Source organism: Shewanella sp. NIFS-20-20, from assembly GCF_019209865.1.
In the GTDB taxonomy this organism is placed as follows: Bacteria; Pseudomonadota; Gammaproteobacteria; order Enterobacterales; family Shewanellaceae; genus Shewanella.
Map to the genome: position 1 here is coordinate 19,311 of NZ_JAHUTT010000010.1, position 18,420 is coordinate 37,730.

11 protein-coding genes are annotated in these 18,420 nt (G+C 47.6%); 8 read left to right on the forward strand and 3 right to left on the reverse strand.

The genetic code is table 11. The features are described from left to right. Position 1: 1 nt before the first annotated feature. The 3 genes from msrQ to KU855_RS05210 are packed head-to-tail and all read right to left on the reverse strand — an operon-like array spanning position 2 to position 1,975. Complete coding sequence (gene msrQ, locus KU855_RS05200) at positions 2-616, reverse strand: protein-methionine-sulfoxide reductase heme-binding subunit MsrQ (RefSeq protein WP_256260887.1); 615 nt, start codon at positions 614-616, stop codon at positions 2-4. Then, the gene (gene msrP / locus KU855_RS05205) at positions 616-1,644 is read right to left on the reverse strand and encodes a protein-methionine-sulfoxide reductase catalytic subunit MsrP (protein WP_218529248.1); all 1,029 of its coding nucleotides are present in this window, start codon (positions 1,642-1,644) and stop codon (positions 616-618) included. The genes msrQ and msrP overlap by 1 nt, the downstream gene beginning before the upstream one ends. 43 nt (positions 1,645-1,687) lie before the next feature. Then, complete coding sequence (locus KU855_RS05210; protein ID WP_218529299.1) at positions 1,688-1,975, reverse strand: hypothetical protein; 288 nt, start codon at positions 1,973-1,975, stop codon at positions 1,688-1,690. Here KU855_RS05210 and rmuC point away from each other — a divergent pair. The 8 genes from rmuC (at position 1,923) to recD (ending at position 18,412) form a co-directional block, all read left to right on the forward strand. After that, positions 1,923-3,404: a DNA recombination protein RmuC gene (gene rmuC, locus KU855_RS05215; protein ID WP_218529295.1), complete on the forward strand. Its 1,482-nt coding sequence runs from the start codon at positions 1,923-1,925 to the stop codon at positions 3,402-3,404. The two genes, KU855_RS05210 and rmuC, sit on opposite strands and share 53 nt — an antisense overlap. A 27-nt stretch (positions 3,405-3,431) precedes the next feature. Beyond that, positions 3,432-5,333 carry a transglycosylase SLT domain-containing protein gene (locus KU855_RS05220; RefSeq protein WP_218529249.1) on the forward strand — a complete coding sequence of 634 codons (1,902 nt, stop codon included), beginning with the start codon at positions 3,432-3,434 and terminating at the stop codon, positions 5,331-5,333. A gap of 51 nt (positions 5,334-5,384) precedes the next feature. Continuing rightward, entirely contained in the window at positions 5,385-6,293 is a 909-nt protein-coding gene (locus KU855_RS05225) for a MoxR family ATPase (RefSeq protein ID WP_218529250.1), read from the forward strand. Further along, a complete protein-coding gene (locus tag KU855_RS19045) occupies positions 6,254-7,276 on the forward strand; it encodes a DUF58 domain-containing protein (RefSeq protein WP_218529251.1) in 1,023 nt (340 codons plus the stop codon). Before KU855_RS05225 ends, KU855_RS19045 begins: the two co-directional genes overlap by 40 nt. Next, complete coding sequence (locus tag KU855_RS05235) at positions 7,269-9,287, forward strand: DUF3488 and transglutaminase-like domain-containing protein (protein ID WP_218529252.1); 2,019 nt, start codon at positions 7,269-7,271, stop codon at positions 9,285-9,287. The genes KU855_RS19045 and KU855_RS05235 overlap by 8 nt, the downstream gene beginning before the upstream one ends. 94 nt (positions 9,288-9,381) lie before the next feature. After that, complete coding sequence (gene recC, locus KU855_RS05240; RefSeq protein WP_218529296.1) at positions 9,382-12,801, forward strand: exodeoxyribonuclease V subunit gamma; 3,420 nt, start codon at positions 9,382-9,384, stop codon at positions 12,799-12,801. Next, positions 12,798-16,496, forward strand: coding sequence for an exodeoxyribonuclease V subunit beta (gene recB / locus KU855_RS05245; RefSeq protein ID WP_218529253.1), 3,699 nt, complete (start codon positions 12,798-12,800; stop codon positions 16,494-16,496). Before recC ends, recB begins: the two co-directional genes overlap by 4 nt. Beyond that, on the forward strand, positions 16,493-18,412 hold the full coding sequence (gene recD, locus KU855_RS05250) for an exodeoxyribonuclease V subunit alpha (RefSeq protein ID WP_218529254.1): 1,920 nt from the start codon (positions 16,493-16,495) through the stop codon (positions 18,410-18,412). The genes recB and recD overlap by 4 nt, the downstream gene beginning before the upstream one ends. The last annotated feature ends 8 nt before the right edge of the window (positions 18,413-18,420 follow it).

Genomic DNA, 18,420 nt, shown 5'->3' on the forward strand with positions numbered 1-18,420 from the left:
TTCAGTTCATCACCTTGATTAGTTTCTTCTGGACGCTCTTTTCTCTGAGCAAAAATAACAACAAAATCACCGCAAGATACATAGCCACTTCTGCCCCACCAGACTTGATAGACCAATAAAAGTGCCACAAGGTCAACAAAGCAATTAGATAAATACTATTATGCAATCGTTGCCACTGTTTGCCCATTTTGGCTCGGATAGACATCAACGAGGTGATAGATAATGCCAACAACAATAGCCAATTGATCATCCCAATTAATATATAGGGCCGTGAAACAACTTCATCAAAAAACAATGACCAATCAAATAATAAATCAAAACTAATGAAAGCCGCTAAGTGTAAGCATGCATAAAAAAACACATAGAGGCCCAATAATCGTCTTACCTTCATTAAGCCGGCAAACTTTAGTATTTTAGCCATGGGGCTAACCAACAAGGTTGCCAATAAACAATTCAGCGCCCCAATACCGGTAAAGTGAATAATATACTGCACCGGATCGCCACCCGCGCGACCAGTGCTAACATCAACAATTAACAATAATACAGGAATAATACATATCAGATGTAACCCTGCTTTCATCCAGAGCAGCGTTTTGGGTGACAACACAATTGGCATCAATAAAACCTCTTTAAATCGATATTAGAATATAAGTCGGCCACCTGTTCACCATAACCATTAAACATTTGGGTCTCTATTCTCCTCGCACTAAATAAGCCACCAGCATCGATTCGACGTTCAGTGGCTTGCGACCACCGCGGATGATCGACCATGGGGTTCACGTTAGCAAAGAACCCATATTCATTAGCGGCTAACTGACTCCATGTGGTCGGGGGTTGGGTTGACGTTAAGCGAATGCGTACAATCGATTTAATGCTCTTAAAACCATATTTCCAAGGTACCACCAAGCGAATGGGTGCCCCATTTTGTGGAGGTAAGGTTTTACCATAGAGGCCGACGGACAGCAGTGTAAGTGGGTTCATCGCCTCGGCGATAGTTAAGCCTTCCACATAGGGGTATTGAATGCCGCCGCCCATCAGTCGATGTTTTTGTCCCGGCATTTGCTCTGGATCAAATAAGGTTTCAAAAGCCACATACTTAGCCTGACTGTTAGGTGCCACCATGCGTAAAATCGAGGCTAGCGGAATACCTATCCATGGGATCACCATCGACCAAGCTTCAACACAACGTAATCGATAGATACGTTCTTCTAACGGAAATCGTGCCATCAGGTCATCAATATCGATAGTAACGGGCTTATCGACTTCACCGTCAATGACCAACTGCCATGGCTTGGTGTTAAATTGCTGACTATTTTCAGCAGGATCGCTTTTGGCTGTGCCAAATTCATAAAAATTGTTATGGCTGGTAACTTTATCGAAAGGGGTTAAGATTTGATCCTCAGCATTGGGGCTTTTTACATATTGTAGCGGCTGTAAAGCCTGTGTTGGCGGTGCGCTATCAAACACGTCAAAGATGCCAGCATGTACAGCGCCAGGGATACTGGTGGCAATAGCCCCAAGCCCTAAGGCTTGAATAATTTGACGACGCTGCTTAAAGACCGATTGTGGCGTGACATTGCTCTCTTTTTCTTGCCAAGTTGCTCGCGTTACGATCCCTGACCTAAATTTGTTGTGGCTCATCATCACTTCCTTCTTTGTGGCAATCTATTTAACTATACCTAAACCCTCACAAACTGCGCAGAACTGCATGAAGGGTATCTGCCAATAAATCACTGAGATTGATGTTGTTTGCAAGTATTCCTTTACGCCAATCACATTGACGAAAGTTCAATACTGCAATAGACAGTCTCAAGCTCAAAAAAATTTCCTGTTTAAAAAAATCGCAACCGTTCAAGCGCCTCTTGCTGCCAGCATCATGAAATGCCACTCTAGGGGCAATGTCATCGTTACTGGTCGTTTTCATGGATTTCTTGGTATTTTTTAGTCTTTCGCAATGGATTGTCATCGCCGCCATTTCGCTTCTTTGTCTTATGTTAGGTGCCCTATTTAATCAAAAGAAAACTCGGGCCAGATGGCTGGCGATGACCGAACACACACAGCGGGAACATCAACAACAGCTAAGCCAGTTACAGCAGGAATTAGAGCAAGCCGATAGCCAACTCGATACGATTCAACAACAATGTCAGCAACAGCGATATCAACTCGATAGCTTATTGTCAGAACTCGGTAGTCAAACCGCGAAGGCCGAACAGGTGTCACATCTAGCAAAAACCCTGGTTGAAAAGGAACATAAGCTAGATGAAATTCGTCTTTCGTTATCTAAACAGTATGCAGAAAATCAAAAATTAACGGCGCAACACCACGCAGAGCAACAAGCGCTTAATGATAAAATCGCCCTACTAGAAAATGCGGAATTGCGACTAAAAGGTCAATTTGAACAACTAGCACATCGCATTTTTGAGGAGCGCAGCGACAAATTAACTGAGCAAAATACCACCCATATTGGCCATATATTAGCCCCGTTAAAACAGCAGCTTGAAGGATTTCGTCAGCAAATTAACGCGTCATATCAACACGAACAAAATGAGCGCTCCGCACTCAAGCATGAATTGAATCAGTTAGCACGTTTAAATGTAAAAATGAGCCAAGACGCTATCAACCTTACCCGAGCGCTTAAAGGAGATAATAAGCAACAGGGTAACTGGGGTGAAGTCATTCTCGAGCGGGTGTTATCAGAAAGCGGCTTACGCGAAGGCCATGAGTATCATACGCAGGCAGATCTTAAAAATGAGCACGGGCAACGGTTTAAACCCGATGTTATCGTCCATCTACCGCAAGATAAGGATATTGTTATTGACGCCAAAATGTCTTTGGTCGCCTATGAGCGTTACTACAATAGTGAGGATGCCGCCGAGCAACAACAAGCCCTAAAAGACCACCTCTTATCGATGCGTCAGCATATTCGTGGCTTAAGCCAAAAAGACTACCAGCTACTGCACGGCATCAAAACCCTCGATTATGTGCTGATGTTTATCCCGGTTGAACCGGCGTTTTTGTTAGCTCTGGATAAAGAACCTAGTATCATTAATTTCGCCTTAGACCATAATATAATGCTAGTGAGCCCAACCAACTTGTTAGTGGCGTTACGCACTATCCAGAACATTTGGCGCTATGAATACCAAAATCAACACGCCCAGCAAATTGCCAAGCAAGCCGGACGGATCCACGATAAATTATGCGGGTATGTCGAAGAAATGGATAAATTAGGTCGAACCTTGGATACGGCACAAAAGAGCTACCAAAATGCCATGAGTAAGTTGGCGACTGGCAAAGGGAATCTTATCCGTCAAGCCCATCAAATGCAGCAACTAGGTGTCGATACCAGCAAACAACTCGATCGCCAGCTGCTGGAACAGGCATTAAATCAAGCGAATGAGCAATAGCATTCATATTCAAGGAGTTGAATTATCATGAACGGAATATGGCTGACACGAATTGCTCTGGGCATGCTGACCTTTATGGCGCATTCTCTGCACGCTGAGCCCAGCGCACAACAACAATTATATTTAGATGCCCGCCAGGCTCAAATCCAGGGTGACACAGCACAATATCAACAACTTAGGCAGCGTTTGGGGCAATACCCTCTCACCCTTTACCTCAATTATCATGAGCAAATAGACACGCTGCACAACCTCAGCACAGAGCAATTTAAAGCATGGGTCAATCAATTTGAGGGGTCTCCTCTTTACGCTGGCGCGCGCCATCGATTTTTAGATCTCAACGGCAAACAACAAGACTGGCAGAGCTTTCTTGCCATAAGCCCAAGTAGACCAAGAAGTACTGAACTCCAGTGTTACTATTACCGCGCCAAGTTAGCTCAAGGGGATAAGCTTGATGCTTATCAAGGCGCACAATCATTATGGCTCCATGGTTACTCGCAGCCTAAGGCCTGCGACCCCCTCTTTAGCGCGTGGAAAAAAGCCGGAAAATTGACTGAAGCGCTGATCTGGCAGCGGATGATGCTCGCGTTTGATGCGAGGCAAACTGGACTACTCAATCATCTGGCTAGAAGTATGGGCGCCCATAAAGCGCAGGCTCAGTTGCTGATTAAAATCTATCGTGATCCCCGTCAATTACGAAATAACAAGCAATTTAGCCACAACAACCCCATGAGTGGCGATATCGTCGCCACAGGTTTACGCAAGTTAGCTCGCAATGATTTAAATAAGGCTTTTGATTTATTTGAAACTTACCAAGCTTCAGGGCTGTTATCCGAGCGACAAACCCAGCAAGTGGCTCATTATCTCAGTCGGCGTGTATTAATCCATCAACAAGCGGCTCACCTTGGCCGCGTTGATGACAGCTTGGCCGCCATTGGCAGTGATGATTTAATTGAAATGCGCTTACGTTGGGCCATCCGTGACAATGATAAGCCGGCTATCGCCAAATTTTTACCCCTGCTAAGCTCCACCAGCCGCCAAAAAAGCCGTTGGCTGTATTGGCAAGCCCGCACCAATAGCGATAGCCAGTTGTGGCAACAATTAAGTCAACAACGTAATTTTTACGGTTTCTTTGCTGCGCAACAGCTCCACCAGGACTATCAATTAACTCATCAAGCCCTGCCAGAGTTATCCAAAGAACAGGTAGCCAACTTGACCTCGGCACCGGCCTGGCTACGCATTATTGAGCTTAAAGCACTCGATAAAACCAGCGATGCGCGATCGGAATGGCTAAGTTTACTCAATCACAGCCAAGACAAAATGGCCTATGGACAATTGGCACTGCAAACTGGTTGGGACGATTATGCCGTCCAAGCCAGTATCTCTGGCAAATATTGGGATCACCTCGACTTACGCTTCCCCTTAGCTCACCAATCCAGTATGGAACCTGCCGCCAAGCGTCATCAAGTCGATTTATTTGAAATCATGGCGATTGCTCGGCGCGAAAGTGCACTCTACCCAAGAGCGCGCAGTGGCGTGGGCGCCTTAGGGCTAATGCAAGTGATGCCGGCAACGGCTAAACAAACCGCCAAGCGCTACAACATGCCGTTCCGTCACAGCCAGCAGCTCTATGATCCCGACTACAACGCCAACATAGGTAGCGGCTATTACAAGTATCTGCTTGATAAGTATCAAGGCAACCGCGTCTTGGCTATTGCCGCCTACAATGCCGGCCCGAGTCGTATTAATGCGTGGCTCAAGCGTGCCGATGGTCAACTGGACACCATGGCCTTTATCGAAAGTATTCCTTTTAAAGAAACCCGAGAATATGTTCAGGCCGTCGTGTCCTATCGGATCATTTATCAAGCCTTACACGGCAACGACGCATTAACGCCCTTGTTTAATCCGCAGGAACTTGAGTTTAACTACTGATTAAATAGAACTAAACTAAAATAACGCAGCGATGAGACAAGGAGTCAACCTGTGAATAACCAACTTGATGGGCTTATCAACCAGCTACAGCAAGTGCTACTGGGTAAGCCCCAAGCCATTAAACTCGCTCTCGCCTGCATTCTGGCCCGGGGCAATTTATTGATAGAGGATTTACCCGGCATGGGCAAGACCAGCTTAGCCCATGCTATCGCTGCCAGTCTTGGGCTCAGTTATCAGCGTATTCAATTTACCAGTGACATGCTGCCGGCGGACATCTTAGGGGTCACCCTGTTTGATAAACAAGACAGTCAGTTTGTCTTTCATCCAGGACCTATCTTTCATCAAATGGTACTTGCCGATGAAATTAATCGTGCCAGTCCCAAAACCCAAAGTGCCTTGCTGGAAGCCATGGCTGAACGACAAGTCACTCTCGATGGTAAAACCCATCGACTGCCCTCACCTTTTTTTGTGATTGCGACCCAAAACCCCAGTGAACAGTCTGGCACCTTTATGTTGCCAGAATCCCAGTTAGATCGTTTCATGATGCGGATCTCTCTGGGTTACCCAGACAATCACTCGGAAATGTTGATGCTTAAGTCGATGAACAGCCACATTGCGCCCTCAACGCTGGCGCAATGCTTAAGCCCAACCGAACTCGTGGCGTTACAACAACGCGTTGAACAAGTGAGTGCCTCAGATGCCTTATTACGTTATTTACTGGCGCTGGTGCATGCCAGTCGCCAAGATTCGCAAGTCACCGGACTATCTCCCCGCGCCAGCAAAGCCTTGTTGCAAGCCGCTAAAGCCTGGGCTGTGCTCGAAAATCGCGACTATATTTTGCCCGAAGATCTCCAAGCCGTATTTGTCGCTGTGAGTCAGCATCGACTGCGCAGTCACAGTGATGGTCAAGGCGACACTTGGTGTCAGCATATTCTCACGCAAGTGAATCCCATCCGCTGATGAGACAATGGCTTAAGTCAACAAGGGGCCATCATTTTTGGCAACAATGGCTCAATAAGCGCTTACCGGCAGCTCGGCAAGTGACCTTAGGTCACCGCAGTATTTTTATATTACCCACAGGTTTTGGTCTGGCTTGGGTGGTGATGGTGTTGGTGCTGTATTTATTCGGAACCAACTACCAAAACAACCTCATCATTGGCCTCGGCCTGTTTATGCTGAGCTTATTTATTACCAGCATTTTGGTGTGTTATCGCAATTTAGCCGGTATCGAACTGAGCGCCCTGCCCATTCCCGAAACCTATCAAGGTAACACCTTAGGCGTGCCAGTTTGGTTGACCAGTCGCCACCAAAATCACCATTTGCAGCTCTATTATGACCCCAAGCTCAGTGTTACCGTCGCCACTCTAGATAACGAAGGTCATGAGGCGCAAATTCCCTACATTGCGGTGCGCCGTGGTCATATTGAACCACCTCGGCTGACTCTAGCCAGTGTGTATCCGTTGGGACTATGCCGCGCTTGGACCCATGTCAATCTTGCTAATGCTTTTTGGGTTTACGCCACCCCAATCGCCACAAAAACCCGTCAACAATCGTTAGTAACCGATAACCATTTATCGGGCAAGGGTGCCCCGATGATTGGCGCAGATGAATTTATGGGATTACGTCATTATGTACGGGGTGACTCACTCAATATGGTGGCATGGAAACAATGGGCTCAAGGCAAAGGCATGCAGGTTAAGCAATTTCATCAACCACAAGGGATCCCGCAGTGGCTGACCTTACCGCCATTGACAGGTCAGGCTAAAGAACTGGCGATTAGTCAACTGACCTATAAAATTAACGAGCTTATTCAACAGCAAATCTGTGTTGGCTTAGCCATTGATGACCTCCGCCTTGAACCAGATAATAGCGAGTCACATCGTATCCGCTGCCTGCAAGCCCTCGCGTCTGTCCCCATGAGTCGGAGAGACATTGATGAATGATCAATTAATCCCGCGGCGCACACAATTATGGTTACTGATTGTCAATCTGGCGGTATTGCTGCCCTTAAGCCATCACGCGACCACTTGGAGTCTTGGCATTTTTGCCATTTGCTGGGTGTGGCGAATGGGTATCTATTTCGGCAAAGTGGCTAAACCGCCGCGATTATTGGTGTCAGGCTTAGCGTTAGCTGCCGCCGCAACACTCGCCTTAGTAGCCAAGCAAATTGGTGCACTTAATGCCTTGATGAATCTACTAATTTTGGGGTACGGACTCAAATTTATTGAAATAAGGCGGCAGCGGGATATTCATGCCATTGTGTTAGTGGGCTTCTTTTTAGTGGCATTAAGCTTTATCGACAATCAATCTATTGGTGCGGGCGTCATGATGTTGATCATTGTCACGCTCAATATCACCACCTTGATGAGTCTGTACATCAGTCAAATTCATCCCAGTATTGCGCTATTTGCTATCAGTAAATGGCTGTTGATCAGTGCGCCATTAGCCTTGGTCCTCTTTTTAATTATCCCAAGATTACCGCCTTTATGGCTCACCCCCCAATTGGGCGGTGCAACCACGGGCTTGTCCGATAGCATGGCCTTAGCCGATATCAATCAACTGACCCGATCCGACAGTTTAGCTTTTAACGTGAGCTTCGATGGTGCGATTCCGCCACCAGCCGAACTGTATTGGCGCGCCATTGTATTAGAACAATTCGATGGTGAACGTTGGACTCAGCGCCCCGATGTCAAATCTGCTGAACAATCGCTGTTATCGCCGCCAGATCCACGCGTCTATCCCGGTGGCGGTAAACAATACCAAGTGATCATGGAGCCGAGTTATCAATCTTGGTTAGTCAGTTTAGACACTGGCTTTAGTCGATCTGATGAGGCCTATAATACGTTTCAATACCGACTATTAGCCTCAAAAAAAGTCGTGCAGAAATTAGCCTATCGTGTCAGGAGCGTCAGTCAATATGTCATGGACGAACAATTAACCCCGTTGCAATTAACCAGTAACTTAGCCTTACCTGCGCAGCGTAATCCTCAAACCCTCGCCTTGGCCAACAAATTCCGCCAACAATATCCTGATCCGCAAGCGCGATTAAGTGCCATAATGCAACACTTTCAAATTGAACCCTATTACTATACGTTAACGCCGCCGAGGTTAGGGCCGGCGCAAATTGATGATTTCCTCTTTACCCATAAACGGGGATTTTGCGGCCATTATGCCTCTGCATTGGTGTATTTAGCGCGCGCCTCAGGCATGCCGGCACGGATCGTAAGCGGCTATCAAGGCGGTGAAATCAGCGCTGATAATTCCTTTGTCAGTGTTTACCAATACATGGCACATGCTTGGGCCGAAGTCTGGATAGCGAAGCAAGGCTGGGTACGTGCAGATCCTACGGCCATGATCGCCCCTCAACGGGTGGAAGATGGTTTTGATGCGGTATTTTCACCGCAACAGTCCTATTTAGCCGACAGCCATCTGTTGGCCCAACGCCTGCAGCAACAGGCGTGGTTTATCCGGTTGCAAGAAGAGTTGCGCCGGGTCGATTATTACTGGAGTCAATGGGTATTAGGTTACAACACTGACAAGCAACAACAGCTATTAACCCAATTGCTTGGCGATATTTCCCCGCTAAAATTGGCCTTAATGATCTTTACCGGCTTTGCCACCATGGCAGTATTAATTTTCGTTCTGCCCCATATCGCATTTCGCAATCGTCGTCATGATCCCTTGGCTCGCCGCTACCGCAAATTAATGCAGCAACTCACTCAATGGCATGGATTATCAACCACTGCGACCCCTAGCCAAGTTCATCAGTGTATTGGTGAGCACTATCCGCAACTGCAAGCCGCCAGTCTCGCGCTCTATCACTCATTTATTGAAGCGCGCTATCAACCGAGCAACAACGAGGCAAGCTCCCAGTGGGAGAAAATCTGCCGACGGTTATTATGGCAATTACATTGGCGACTGAAATTTTTGCATCTGTTGGGTCCATCAAAGTGATACTTGCTCAATAAGCCAACAAGCTTAAGCCATGCAGTTGAATGGGGGTAATCAAAGGAATAGAATGAGTTTTTATTCTATTATTGAGTCCCCTATGCTACACCTGATCCAGTCGAATCAAATGGAATTGCTCGCTCAGAAATTGGCACAACTTCTCAGTCTCGACCGGGGTGACTCGGCCCTTAGCCAAGAGCAAATTTTGGTGCAAAGTCCCGGGATGTCGACGTGGTTACGACTCAATATTGCCGAGCAAAATGGCATCGCCGCGGCGCAAGAGTTTCCGCTACCCTCAAGTTTTATTTGGCAGTTGTGTTATTTACTGCTCGATGATGTCCCCAAGGAAAACCCTTTTACTAAAGCGGCCATGACCTGGAAGTTAATGGCGTTATTACCCCAGTTATTAAGCCACCATGATTTTGCCCCCTTGCGCCATTACCTCGGCGAAGATAACCCGCTCAAGCTGTATCAGTTGTGTGGCCGAATCGCCGATATTTTTGACCAATATTTGGTCTATCGCCCCGATTGGATTTTAGCGTGGGAACAACATGAGCTTGAGGCTCAACCAAGCATTGGCGCTGAGCATCGCTGGCAACCGCTGTTATGGCGTGCGCTGGTGGCCTACAATCGCGATGTACTCAATCAAAGTGACTATCACAGAGCTAACTTACATCAAGCGTTAATCGGCGCTCTCTGCGCAGGCAAAAGCCGACATAAACTGCCGAGCCGCTTGTTTGTATTTGGTATCTCGTCGATGGCCCCGCAAACCTTGGACGTGATTTACGCCTTAGCCAGTAATATCGATGTCTATATGCTGAATCTCAGCCCTTGTCAGCATTATTGGGGCGATATTATTGACCCCAAAGCCCGCGCACGCATGGCGCTCACCTATAGTGATAAAAAACAGTTGCCGGCCCTATGGCAAGAGACTCTTGAGGTCGGTAATCCTTTGCTGGCCAATAACGGTAAAATGGGCCGGGAAATGCTCGACATGCTACTTGAGTTGCCGCCTACGCATATCCAGTGGCATGAAGCCTTTGCCTGCGCCAATGACGATACCTTATTGTCGGGTATTCAAAATGATATTTTAGATATGTCGACCCTTGGGGTGTCATTAGGCCCTGAGCTTGAACAATACCTTAATATCAAGCAACGTCGGGGGTTAGCTCAAGACGATGATTCCATTTGTTTACGCAGTTGTCACAGTCCATTGCGTGAAATTGAAACCCTCCACGATCACCTGTTGGCGCAATTGGATAAACATCCCAAGTTATCCCCCCGAGATATTGTGGTGATGCTGCCCGACGTCGCGGCGTATGCCCCCTATATCGATGCGGTCTTTGGTGCCAAACAAGGCAATCATTATATTCCTTACGCCATCGCTGATCGCGGCGCCGCGCAAGAGTCACCATTGATTAATAGCTTCCTTAATTTACTGCAGCTTGATAACAGTCGCTTTGGCCTGACAGATATCATAAGTATGCTTGAAGTTCCCGCCGTCATGCGCCGTTTTGATATTCACGAAGAAGAATTAGAACAGCTTAAACTGTGGTTACAAAACGCCGGAGTCCGCTGGGGCCGCGATGCGCACAACCGTGCTCAACTTGGGCTACCGGCATTTGATAAACATTCATGGGCCTTTGGGATCCGCCGCATGATCTTAGGTTATGCGCTTGGTGATGATGCCGGTGTCTATTTGGGCGATTTACCGGTCGCAGGCATTGAAGGTCAAAATGCGCAATCCTTAGGAAAACTCTTAGATTTTATCGAAGTCTTAGATGGTTTTAGGCAACAAATGAGTCAAGAGGCCAGCGTCAATACTCGCATTGAAATCCTCAATCAGTTGCCACAATCCATATATTTGTCTGACGATGACGATAACCAAGATCTCAACCTTATTCAGACGGCATTAACCACCTTTGATGAACAGTTAAGTCAATCTGGCTTTGATGGCGCTATGCCGTTAGCCGTGATTTGCCAATGGTTTACCAGCCAGCTAACCGAGTCGCGCGTGGGTCAAAGATACCTTGCAGGTAGTGTTAACTTTTGCACCTTGATGCCAATGCGTTCCATTCCGTTTAAACATGTGTGCTTATTAGGCATGAATGACGGTGTTTACCCGCGCATACAACACCCTGTCGGCTTTGATTTAATGGCACATCTTGGCCCTAGACGTGGCGACAGATCCCGCCGGCTTGACGATAGATACTTGTTTCTTGAAGCTTTATTATCGGCACGGCAGCAACTTTACATCTGTTTTATCGGCCACAGTGAACGCGATAACAGCGAGCGAATTAGTTCCATGTTGGTGTCGGAATTAATCGAATATTGTCAGCTGTGTTATCGTCCGGCCGCCATGACTCCAAGCTTAACTGACGATGTGGCGATCTTAGCTCATGAAGGCCATCAGGCCGCGCAAGCATTGTTGCAGCAACTGTTAATTGAGCAACCGCTGCAACCCTTTGATGCCAAGCTTTTTGAAAAAAATAATCAGCAAAGTTATGCGGCGCAGTGGTGCCCGGTGCCGCTGCTTGAGCCCGTGAGCCCAGCCTTTGTTTCAGAGCCCATCATTCAAGCGCAGGTCGATGTCACCACGACCATTGAACTGGCGACCTTAATCCGTTTCTTCAGAAATCCAGCGCAATATTTCTTTCAATATAGCCTCAAAGTTGACTTACGTGTCGATATTGACCGCCAGAGCAATGATGAGCCTTTTGAGCTTAATCCTTTGCAACGCTATCAAGTGCAACAGCAACTGCTCGATAATGCCCTTGGCAATGATCGCGGCCAGATTGAGATGGCACTGATTGACGAATTAAAAGCGGCAGGTCAACTGCCCATGGCCCCATTTGATGAACTGACCCTTAGCCAATACCGGCGTGACATTGCGGCATTAATCGAACGATGCCTGTTCTTACGGGGTCAAGTTGCGCCGCCGACACCGGTGGAGATTGAGTTAGACTGCCAAGGCATCACATTGGTGGGCCGCATCGATGATGTCTATCCCAAGGGCCTGATAAACGTTCGTCCTGGCACGACCAAACCGAAAGATTTAATGCGCTTATATTTACGTCATTTATGTTTGAATGCTAGCGGTAAAGCCCTGCCGTCCTACCTGTTAGACGCCGGTCATTTTCATTGTTTACACCCCGTGGCCCAAGATCAAGCCTTAAACCTACTCATTGAATTAATAACGTGTTTTACTGCAGGGCTGCAACGCCCGTTAATGTTTATGGCGCAGACCTCATTGGCGTATCAAGAGGCAGATAGCGAATTAGATCATCAGCAAAAACTGGCAGAAATAGCAGCTATCTGGCTCAATGACTCTGGCTTTGGCGATGGCGCAGATCCTCATAATGCCCGGCTGTTCAGCTTCCCTGATGATTTTAGCGACCACCAAGATGACATCTGGTGTTTCTCCCAAGTGGCTCACAGGATATATCAACCTATGCTCAGCATTTATCACAAAGACCCCCTTAGCAAGCTTCAAGATTTTGTGATGGGAGCCAACACATGACAGCCACCGCACTCGATGCATTAACGCTACCTTTACTCGATCGCCGCTTAATCGAAGCCAGCGCCGGTACCGGCAAAACCTACACGATTTCCGGCCTGTATTTACGCTTACTATTAGGTGATGACGCGCGGGAGCCGCTAAGTTGTGAACAAATCTTAGTGGTGACCTTTACCAATGCCGCCACTGCAGAGCTACGCGATCGGATCCGCAACCGAATTAAAGCGTGTTATCAGCGTTTTATTGGGCTAGACGTGGCTGACGACTTTATCAACCGGTTATATGACAGCACCCCAGCATCCGCGCGCAACATGGCGCTGCGGCGTTTAGATCTCGCGCTGAAAAGTTTAGATGAAGCGGCCATCTACACCATTCATGGCTTTTGTCAGCGAATTTTATCAGATATGGCTTTTGAATCAGCATTGTTATTTGAATCGGAATTTACCTTAGACGACAGCCAATATTTACAGCATAGTGTGCGCGATTTTTGGCGCCATGCCTGTTATCAATTACCCGAGGTATTAGCTGCTGCGGTGTTTGACAACTTCAATCAACCCACGGATTTATTGAAACAAATTCGGCCATTACTGGGGGCAAGTCAGGCTAAGGTTAATCGCCAGGTGGAGAGTTTTTCTCACCTAAGTGAGCGCTTGTTGCAACAGGTCGCGAGACTCAAACTTGAATGGCCTCGAAGTCGAGATAGCCTTGAAGAATTGCTACATCAATTACCCCTCAATGGCACCAGCTATGGTAAGCAAGCCGATAAGTTTCCGAAACTCGCGGCCATGATGGCGCAAATGGACAATTGGTGTCAGTTTCATCACGGTCTACCGGCCCCTAAATTACTCGACCAATTATCCTTATCTCAGCTTAAGCTTAAAAAAGGCGGCGTCATTCCCACGGCCGCGCAGGCGCCCTTATTGGCACAAATTGAAGAACTAAACATCACCATCCGAGGTTTGATCCCCGCGTTTTTGCTTGATGCTCGCCAGCAAGTCAATGCTCGCACAGCACAACTAAAGCAAGAGCGTAATCTTCTTAGTCCAGATGACTTACTGGTTACTCTCGCCACCGTGATTGGCGGCTTGCACAGCCAAGTTAGCCCTCAAAATGACACCAGCACAGCACTGAGCGCCGCCGATGTGGCAGACATCGACGTCAATACTCACGCTCAATTAGCCATTAGTAAACAACTAACGCAAAGCATTGCTAAACGCTTTCCTGTGGCGCTCATTGATGAGTTCCAAGATACAGATCCACTCCAGTTTGCTATTTTTTCGGGCATTTATCCCGCGGTTAATCAGGCTCCTACCGCCAATACCTTGCTGATGATTGGCGATCCTAAGCAGGCTATTTATGCTTTTCGCGGGGCCGATATTTTCACCTATATTGCGGCCCGTAAACAAACCGAGCATCATTACCACCTCGATACCAACTATCGTTCGGCCACTCACATGGTCGATGCCGTCAATCAAGTGTTTGCTAATAGCCAAGATCCCTTTATTAGTGAGGCTATTAGCTTTGATGATGTCAAGGCGGCCGATCAAGGCAAAAAGACCATTATCGAGCCCAACTCAAGCGCCGCACTCCAGCTACGACTATTGGCCGAAGATCCACAAAAAGGTCTAAATAAAACCAATGCTCGCAAGCATTTAGCCGCGGATGCCAGCAACGAGATCGCACGTTTACTCAATTTAGCTAAAAACAACCAAGCACTGTTCGCCTCAGGTAAAAGCGAACCTCAGCCCATACGGGCCAAAGACATTGCCGTACTAGTACGCGATCGCAATGAAGCCAACGTGATGCGTGATGCGTTAACGCAACGGGGAATTGGCGCGGTATTTTTAAGTCGTGACAGTGTGTTAGAAACCGATGAAGCTCGGCAAATGGTGCTCATTCTGCGGGCGTTAGTTGATCCTAAAGACGAGCGTGCCATTCGAGCCGCGTTAGCCTGTCGCTTAATTGGCTTTAGTGCATCACAAATCCATCAGTTTAATCAGTCTGAACAGATGCGCGCCCAAATATTGGAGCAATTTTTCAGACTCCATCAATTGTGGTTGCGACGCGGCATTATGCCCGCCCTACTCAATTTAGCTGACTCACTCAATTTATTAGCACGCCTACAACAAGATGCCGATGCCGATCGTCAATTAACCGATTTTCGCCATTTGGCAGAATTACTGCAGCAAAAATCGGCAGAGCTCGATGGCCAGACCGCGCTGTTGAATTGGTTTGAGCAAGAACGTGAATTTAATCAAGGCGCTGAAGAGCAACAGTTACGTTTGGAAAGCGAACAAAACCTAGTGCAAATTGTGACTATCCACAAAAGTAAAGGCTTGGAATACCCAGTGTGTTTTATTCCCTTTGTCAGTCTGGCGCGGGATCAAACACGGCGGCCAACCCCAATGCTGTATCATCAACAAGAACAATTGATTTGGGATATTGATGGTAGCGACGATGGCTGGGAGCAAACTAAAATTGAAAGCCTAGCCGAAGATTTACGCCTCTTGTATGTGGCGCTGACTCGCCCCGTGTATCGCTGTTATTTGTATATTGCCAATCACTGCCGTATCTCCAAAAAAGGCGATATCACCAGTTTTCTTAAAGACACCGCCATCGGATATCTCCTTGGGATCATAGGCAAGGATACCGCGGCGGCTGACATCGAAGCAGCTGTAAAGCATTTAGTCGTTAACAGCAACGCTGCCGTGATGAGCTCAAATAGCGTGGATGTGCTGGCTACGGCGCAAACCTTTGTTGCTGACAGCCATCAGCAAGCTCAACTCAGCGCGAAAGAACCCATTGCCCGCAATCACACTCCGTGGCGGGTCGGCAGTTATTCTGGTTTAGTCAAACATCTTGCCTATGAGAAAGTACAACCTGGGGTGGATGATGAGGGCGGCAGCGATGCCGTCATCATGGCGCCGGAACCAGAACTCAATCAAGAGCAATCATTGAGCCGATTTACTTTCGAGCGTGGAGCCAATGCCGGTTCGTTCATGCACCTTGTATTAGAAATGGTGGACTTTACCCAAGCGCAGCAAAGCTTAGCGGAGTGTTTGCCCAAAGCCATGGCGCAATATCAAATTGATGAGCAATGGTATCCCGAGCTGCTCAATTGGTATCAGGCTATTTTAGCCAGCCCATTAACTAGCCATGGCAGCGACTTTTGTTTAGCCCAATTATCTGCCGAGAAAAAACTGGTGGAGATGGAATTTTACCTACCCACGACCTCTTTAGATGACCGAGCCTTATCGAGCCTGCTTACCCGTTATGGCTATAGCGGCGATTTACGTTTTGACGGTTTTCAAGGCATGCTTAAAGGCTTTATCGATTTAACCTTTGAATATCAAGGCCGCTATTATATCGCCGATTATAAATCTAATCATTTAGGCAGCGACTTTAACGACTATCAACAAATACCGATGGCCAATGCCATCCGCAGTCATCGCTATGATTTACAGTATCTGATCTACACGCTTGCCTTGCACAGATACTTAAGCTTACGCCTAAGTAACTACCACTACGACCACCATTTTGGCGGCTGTTATTATCTATTTTTACGGGGGATGTCGCCGCAACATCCTGAGCGCGGGGTATTTTTTGACAAACCGCCACTGGCACTCATTGAAGCATTAGACCAATTATTGCAAACCCCGCCACGTGATGCCAACACCCCCATGGAGCCGGCCTTATGATCCAAGTTACTATGCCCATGCCACTGTTGCTTAAACACTGGCAACAACTGCGGCTATTGACCCCGCTTGATAGGCACTTTGCCAACCAAATGGATCAGATCCATCAAAGCCACAGTGATCTATTGTTACTGTTTTGCGCCCTACTGAGTCGGCAACTCTCAGCCCAGCACCCCTGCTTGAAACTCGATGAATTAGACTTTAGCAATCCCTTAGGCGAACGTCAGGTGCAATGCGTTATCAACGCCAGCTTACCTGAGTGTTTGCAAGCATTAGCGCAAATAGCCCCTATCGGCCAGCCTGGTGATGATAAACCCTTGATTTTAGATGGCAGCAAACTGTATTTAAAACGCTATTACGATTTTGAATGCCAAGTCGCCACGACCTTGACCCGTTTATCACAGCATGGTTACCCGCATACACAAGCCAGCATCAGTGCCCTCAATACCTTGTTTCCTGCCCAAGACAGTCTCGATTGGCAAAAAGTGGCCACGGCCACGGCGTTCTGCCAGCAATTGGCCATTATTACCGGCGGGCCTGGCACAGGCAAAACCACCACAGTCACCAAATTATTACTGTTACTTTGTTTACAAAACGAGCTCAACATTAAGTTAGTGGCACCCACAGGTAAGGCCGCCGCCCGTTTAAGTGAGTCCATTAAAGCCTCTAAGCGCCGCTTAAGCGCCGAATTACAAGACGCTGCGCGCCACGATGCCCTAATAGCCTTAGCCAAGATCCCCGAAGAAGCCTCGACCTTGCACCGTTTACTTGGGGTGTTACCGCATTCACATCAATTTCGTCACCATAGTGATAACCCGCTCCATCTGGATTTGTTAGTGGTCGATGAAGCCTCGATGGTGGACTTGCCGATGATGCAGCGCTTGCTCAGTGCCATGCCAGCACATGCTCGCTTAATTTTACTGGGTGATCAAGACCAACTGGCCTCAGTCGAAGCCGGCGCCGTGCTGGCAGATATCTGCGCCGGTTTACACGATGCCGACGGTTGGCGTATGCGCTATAGCCCTGAATTTGCGGCAAGCCTAACAGAGATGACCGGTCACATTATGTCTCAATTCGTGTGTGATGAGCCAGGCCTTGGCGATAATCTGTGCATGTTACGCCATAGTCATCGCTTTGTCGGGGATGCGGGCATTGGTATTTTGGCTAAAGCAGTCAATGAATGCTCACGCATGGCCATTAGGCAAGCATGGCAAAAAGGATATCAAGAATTACAGTGGTTTGACGATGGCCCGCATCAATCCGGACTTGAACAGTTAAAACAGTTAGCCTGCGAGCAATATCGCGACTATCTCGCCATTATTTACCGCGCCGACTTTAGCGCGGAAATCATCATTGAACGCTATAACCAATTTCGAATTCTATGTGCGACCCGCGCCGGAGAGTACGGCGTCGATGGCATTAACCTTCATGTCACTCAAGCATTAAAACAAGCGGGATTGATCCGACCTGAGCAGGAGTTTTATGCGGGGCGCCCCATCATCATTCAAAGCAATGATTACAATTTAGGCTTATTTAACGGCGATATTGGCTTGATTTTGCCAGATAACAGCCAAGAGCAACCTCGATTAATGGCGCATTTTATTCAGGCTGACGGCACCATATTAACCGTCTTACCCGCACGATTACCTAGCCATCAAACCTGCTTTGCCATGACGGTCCATAAAAGCCAAGGCAGTGAGTTTGCTCATGTGGCGTTGGTGTTACCGCCTAGTCCCAGTCCGGCGCAGCAACAATTATTAACTAAAGAGCTAATTTATACCGCCATTACTCGTGCTAAGGCGGCATTTACTTGCCTTGGAGTGTCTCGAGTATTTGAGCAAGCCAGCTTGCAAAGAACCGCCCGAGCCTCAGGCTTAGCTGAGCGAATTTGGCCGAATTTTTCAGCAGATAAACACTAAACATCTTG

Bases quoted from the DNA above. Each gene is read 5' to 3' on its own strand.
- msrQ (WP_256260887.1), bottom strand. From the start codon at position 616: ATGCCAATTGTGTTGTCACCCAAAACGCTGCTCTGGATGAAAGCAGGG.
- msrP (WP_218529248.1), bottom strand. From the start codon at position 1,644: ATGATGAGCCACAACAAATTTAGGTCAGGGATCGTAACGCGAGCAACT.
- rmuC (WP_218529295.1), top strand. From the start codon at position 1,923: ATGGATTTCTTGGTATTTTTTAGTCTTTCGCAATGGATTGTCATCGCC.
- KU855_RS05210 (WP_218529299.1), bottom strand. From the start codon at position 1,975: ATGGCGGCGATGACAATCCATTGCGAAAGACTAAAAAATACCAAGAAA.
- KU855_RS05220 (WP_218529249.1), top strand. From the start codon at position 3,432: ATGAACGGAATATGGCTGACACGAATTGCTCTGGGCATGCTGACCTTT.
- KU855_RS05235 (WP_218529252.1), top strand. From the start codon at position 7,269: ATGAATGATCAATTAATCCCGCGGCGCACACAATTATGGTTACTGATT.
- recC (WP_218529296.1), top strand. From the start codon at position 9,382: ATGCTACACCTGATCCAGTCGAATCAAATGGAATTGCTCGCTCAGAAA.
- recB (WP_218529253.1), top strand. From the start codon at position 12,798: ATGACAGCCACCGCACTCGATGCATTAACGCTACCTTTACTCGATCGC.
- recD (WP_218529254.1), top strand. From the start codon at position 16,493: ATGATCCAAGTTACTATGCCCATGCCACTGTTGCTTAAACACTGGCAA.